This is a genomic window from Moorena sp. SIO4A5 (assembly GCF_010672005.1).
Classification (GTDB): domain Bacteria; phylum Cyanobacteriota; class Cyanobacteriia; order Cyanobacteriales; family Coleofasciculaceae; genus Moorena.
Map to the genome: position 1 here is coordinate 1 of NZ_JAAHHZ010000346.1, position 4946 is coordinate 4946.

The 4946-nt window shown below is 45.0% G+C and carries 5 protein-coding genes; 3 read left to right on the plus strand and 2 right to left on the minus strand.

What is annotated here, in order from left to right:
• Positions 1–139: 139 nt before the first annotated feature.
• On the minus strand, positions 140–784 hold the full coding sequence (locus F6K57_RS36660) for a cofactor assembly of complex C subunit B (RefSeq protein ID WP_293023919.1): 645 nt from the start codon (positions 782–784) through the stop codon (positions 140–142).
• Between the two features lie 61 nt (positions 785–845).
• Positions 846–1577 carry a response regulator transcription factor RpaB gene (rpaB, locus tag F6K57_RS36665; RefSeq protein WP_293023917.1) on the minus strand — a complete coding sequence of 244 codons (732 nt, stop codon included), beginning with the start codon at positions 1575–1577 and terminating at the stop codon, positions 846–848.
• A gap of 204 nt (positions 1578–1781) precedes the next feature.
• Here rpaB and radA point away from each other — a divergent pair, with 204 nt between their 5' ends.
• The 3 genes from radA to F6K57_RS36680 all read left to right on the plus strand — a co-directional run.
• Positions 1782–3365, plus strand: a complete 1584-nt coding sequence (radA, locus tag F6K57_RS36670; protein WP_293073145.1) for a DNA repair protein RadA — start codon at positions 1782–1784, stop codon at positions 3363–3365.
• Between the two features lie 53 nt (positions 3366–3418).
• Positions 3419–4015, plus strand: a complete 597-nt coding sequence (locus F6K57_RS36675) for an IS607 family transposase (protein WP_293073148.1) — start codon at positions 3419–3421, stop codon at positions 4013–4015.
• Positions 3918–4946 (plus strand): transposase (locus tag F6K57_RS36680; RefSeq protein WP_293073151.1); only part of this gene is annotated, 1029 nt, incomplete at its 3' end. The genes F6K57_RS36675 and F6K57_RS36680, both read left to right, overlap by 98 nt.

Consider the following 4946-nt stretch of genomic DNA (forward strand, 5'->3'; position numbering starts at 1 on the left):
TATGGTGGCAGCTAAAATCAACATGGCACCGGGAATGCCAGGAACAACCGAACCAATAATGCCTACTAGCATCAGCAGAATCAGGAACCAGTACAAAATGATTAACCACATTATTTAAATTCGAAGCAGTACCCACATCTTATAAATGACCAGAGAGAGTATTGGCGAGTTTATCAGCAATCCCCTCAATCCAATTTTCATCTTGTTTAGTGTAACTTCGGGGAGCATTGGCTGCCAAAATTAGCGCTCCTTGATTGCCAATTGGTTGACATATTACACCTTGTGTGTTATGTGGCAAGTAGTCAAATTCAAGTCGCCCTGGATAGAGCTTTAGGTTAACCAGATAGACGGCTTTTTGAGTTTCGAGAACCCGCTTGAGAATAGCTCCAGGCTCGACTTGGGGATTTTTGCCCAAGATCCCCCGCCGCAGCAGGACTTTGCCTTGGTATACCACCACAAGCGATCGCGTTACTGTATTAGTTAGTAATAGATGGGATGCCCAGGCTAATTCAGTTTTTACCTGATCTGGCAGTTCTGGAGCGAGTTCCAAACCCTCCTCGCCAATCAGTTTAACTGCATCAGGAGGTTTGGGCTGTACCTGCTGCCACAGTAAACCTGTCAAAATCAATACAGCACAAACAATTACCCCTACAGCATCAGAACGAGCTTGAGAATTGGTTAGCTGGGAGGTTAATAAACGGTTAATCAGCAACAGACCCCCTGCCAATCCTCCAACCGCAAATGGCAGCAGCCGCAGTACATCATTTTGGTCGGGTTTAGCCATCACTCACCTGTTGGTTGTTAGTTCAGTACTTAGGCAGCTGAAAGGAAACATCAAGGTGTTACTATTTTTCATCCCCCGGTTCAATGATCCGTTGGAACAAATAACCTGTACCTCGTGCAGTCAGAATTAGCTCAGGATTACTCGGGTCATCCTCTAACTTGGCTCGTAACCGGGAGATGTGGACATCTACTACACGGGTATCTACATGGCGTTCGGGGGTATAGCCCCACACTTCCTGCAAAATTTCAGAACGGGAGAATGGTTCTCCGGAACGTTTAACTAATAATTCCAGAAGACTGAACTCCATTCCAGTCAGCCGAATGCGCTCATCCCCTTTGTAGACCTGCCGCTTGTTGGTGTCAATTTTGATACTCGCAACATGAATCACGCCAGAACTAGGAATACCGCCAGTTCCGACTTTATCAACGCGCCGCAGTACGGAGCGAATACGGGCTTCCAATTCTTTTGGAGAAAAGGGCTTGACCACATAGTCATCTGCTCCTAACTCTAGACCGGTAATCCGATCAGCTACATCCCCTAAAGCAGTTAGCATAATAATGGGAATGTCTGATTCCTTGCGTAATTCTTGACAAACACCATAACCATCTAGCTTTGGCATCATCACATCTAACACCACTAGGTCAGGCTCTTGATTACGAAATGTGTCTAGGGCTTCTTCTCCATCGGCGGCTGTGACTACTTCGTAGCCAATCATGGATAACCTAGTTTCTAATATGCGACGGATACTGGCTTCGTCATCGACAACAAGAATTTTTTCTTTATGAGTTTCCAATTGACGTTATACTCCCGAAATGGTGAAGTAAGATTAATGATTTATTAATTTATCAGTAGTTTATCTCTTTAATCTAACGCTTTACAAAGTTGGTTTTATCGTTGAGAATTATATTTTCCTTGCTGGTGAAGTCTTTCTTGACTTTCATTAATGTTAATTTAATTATTGAGTTTTTTTAAGAGTTTTTAAGACTTTTCAAGTAGGATGCCGAAGCCTAAAACGCTCTATGTGTGTAATGCCTGTGGTGCTGAGTCCTCCCAATGGTTCGGCAAATGTCCTGCCTGTGGTACTTACAATTCCTTGGATGAGGTAGCTCCCCCATCCCCGGTCAAAATCAGTCGCGGGGGTTGGCAATCCAATACTTATTCCGATAACCACGAGCCTAACACTGGACCGGCTCAACCAAGATCATCCCTTACCTTCTCAGAAATTGTTGATACTGTCCAGATCCGCTTCCCCTCAGGCTATGGAGAACTTGACCGAGTCCTCGGAGGTGGTGTTGTGCCTGGGTCTTTAGTATTAATTGGTGGAGATCCAGGGATTGGCAAATCAACCTTAATGCTTCAAGTTGCCAATCAACTTGCTAAGTTGCATCGCATTCTATACGTTTGTGCAGAGGAATCAGGACAGCAGGTAAAGCTGCGAGCATCTCGCCTGGGTGTGGTATCAGCAGAAACCCCTGATCTCGAATCTAATAACGGTAGGGTGAAAAAGGAGGCTAAGTCTTCTAAGTCTAAGTCTTCTAAGTCAAAATCATCAAAAACTCCAATAGCTGCTCAAGACTCTGAGTCTACATCTGAGTCTAAAGACGCTGATTTGTATATCTTACCAGAAACCGATTTAGAGGAAATTCTGCGAGAGTTGGAGTCCCTGAAACCTCAGGTAGCAGTGATTGACAGTATTCAGACCCTTTATTTTCCGGCCTTGACCTCTGCTCCTGGTTCTGTTGCTCAAGTCCGGGAATGTACCTCCGCCCTGATGCAGGTAGCAAAGCGGTCAAACATTACTCTGTTAATTGTGGGTCATGTGACCAAAGAAGGCGCGATCGCAGGACCAAGGGTACTGGAACACTTAGTGGATACTGTATTGTACTTCGAAGGCGATCGCTTTGCCTCCCATCGGCTACTGCGTTCTGTGAAAAACCGCTTTGGGGCTACTCATGAAATCGGTATTTTTGAAATGGTCAGCAACGGTTTGCAGGAAGTCTTGAATCCTTCTGATCTGTTTTTGGGTAACCGGGATGAAATGAGTCCTGGTACTGCTACTGTCGTGGCTTGTGAAGGTACTCGTCCGATTCTGGTAGAGTTGCAAGCGCTAGTAAGTCCTGCTAGTTATGGGGCACCCCGCCGCTCAACGACTGGAGTTGATTACAACCGGTTACAACAAATTCTGGCAGTCTTGGAAAAGCGAGTCGGGATTCCCCTATCCAAATTAGATGCTTATGTCGCAACAGCAGGAGGGCTAGGAGTAGAAGAACCAGCAGCTGATTTAGGAATGGCTATTGCGGTAGTAGCCAGTTTTCGCGATCGCGTTGTCGATCCTCGCACCGTTATGATTGGTGAAATCAGCTTAGGCGGGCAAGTGCGACTAGTCTCTCAGATGGAACTCCGACTCAAAGAAGCTGCCAAGTTAGGGTTCAAGCGAGCGATCATACCCAAAGGTCAAACCTTATCTGATCTTGGTATTGAAATTATTCAAGTATCTAGAGTACTAGATGCGATTATTGCTGCCTTGCCTGGAGGATTACGCCAGGATTTCCCTGAAGATATTGAGGCTTGTGATAGTTAACAAAAATCCCCATTAATCTACCAATTACTGTCAAATAATGGTAGATTAATGGGATGGCATTAATACCACTCCGTAAGGCGGTCGAACTTACGGGACTCTCCAAAAACACACTAAGGAAGTATGCAGACAATGGGACACTCAGATGCGAAAGGACACCAGGCGGAACTAGACTCTTTGACTCAACAGATCTTCTCCGTTTTGGAAAAGCTCCAAAGTCTGACAGATCAAGCTGTTATACCATCTGTTACTGCCGAGTTAGCAGTACAAAGCAGCGAGAGGATCTTGCCCGCCAAGTCGCCTACCTCCACTCCCTCTTCCCGGAAGCAGAAATCATCCAAGACATCGGCTCAGGTCTCAACTACAAAAGAAAAGGACTTAGAGCCATTTTGGAACGAGTTGTGTCGGGAGATAAGCTCACGGTTGTTGTTACCTGTAGAGACCGACTTACCCGATTCGGGTTTGAACTCATTGAGTACTTGGTCGGCCTCAACGGTGGAAAAATCCTGGTTCTCGACCAGCCTCAGAGCTGCCCAGAATCAGAACTTACCGCAGATCTTCTCTCCATCATTCACCTCTTCTCATGCCGGGTTCACGGACTCAGGAAATACGGTAAAAAAATCCAAGAAGATTCGTCTGTTCCTAAACTCTGAGCAGCGATCCCTTGCCCGTAAATGGTTTGGGGTTTCCCGGTATGTGTTCAATAAAACCATCAAAATCCTCCAGGATGGCGAAATAAAAGCCAACTGGAAAGCCATTAAAACTGGCATTTTAAACGACCTTCCCGAGTGGTGTAAGGAAGTACCTTATCAGATAAAATCGATAGCGGTTAAGGATGCTTGCACCGCTGTCAGAGAGGCCAAAAAGAAGTACAAAAAGACTTCGCAAATTCAAAGGGTAAGGTTTAGATCGAGGAAAAATCCTACCCAGTCTTGTTATATCCCTAAATCGGCAGTTTCAGCTATGGGGGTATATCACACTAAACTGGGCAAGATAGCTTATTCCGAGACCATTCCTGACAATATTTGCGACAGTAGACTGACCAGCAGGAATGGGGATTACTATTTGGTCGTCCCCTATCAAGAGACTAAAAATAAAACCGAAAACCAAGGTAGAGTAGTCGCTTTAGACCCTGGGGTCAGAACTTTTATTACCTTTTTTAGTGAGACATCTGTAGGAAAGATTGGGAATGGAGACTTTTCTGGTATTCAACGATTGTGCCAACATCTAGATAATTTGCTATCTAAAATAAGCCAAGCTTGTGGTGGTCAAAAACGTCGGATGAGAAAGGCCGCTCGGAGGATGGTAATCAAGATTCAAAACCTAATCAACGAGCTTCATCATAAGACAGCTAGGTTCTTAGTTGACAATTTTGATATAATCTTACTTCCCACCTTCGAGACTTCTCAGATGTCGAAAAAAGGTAATAGAAAAATCAGATCTAAGACTGTCCGCAATATGCTGACATTCGCCCACTATCGCTTTAAGGAATTCTTGAAGCACAAAGCTCAAGAGACCGGGAAGACGGTGGTGGATGTCTGTGAAGCCTATACTAGTAAGACTGTTAGTTGGACAGGTGAATTG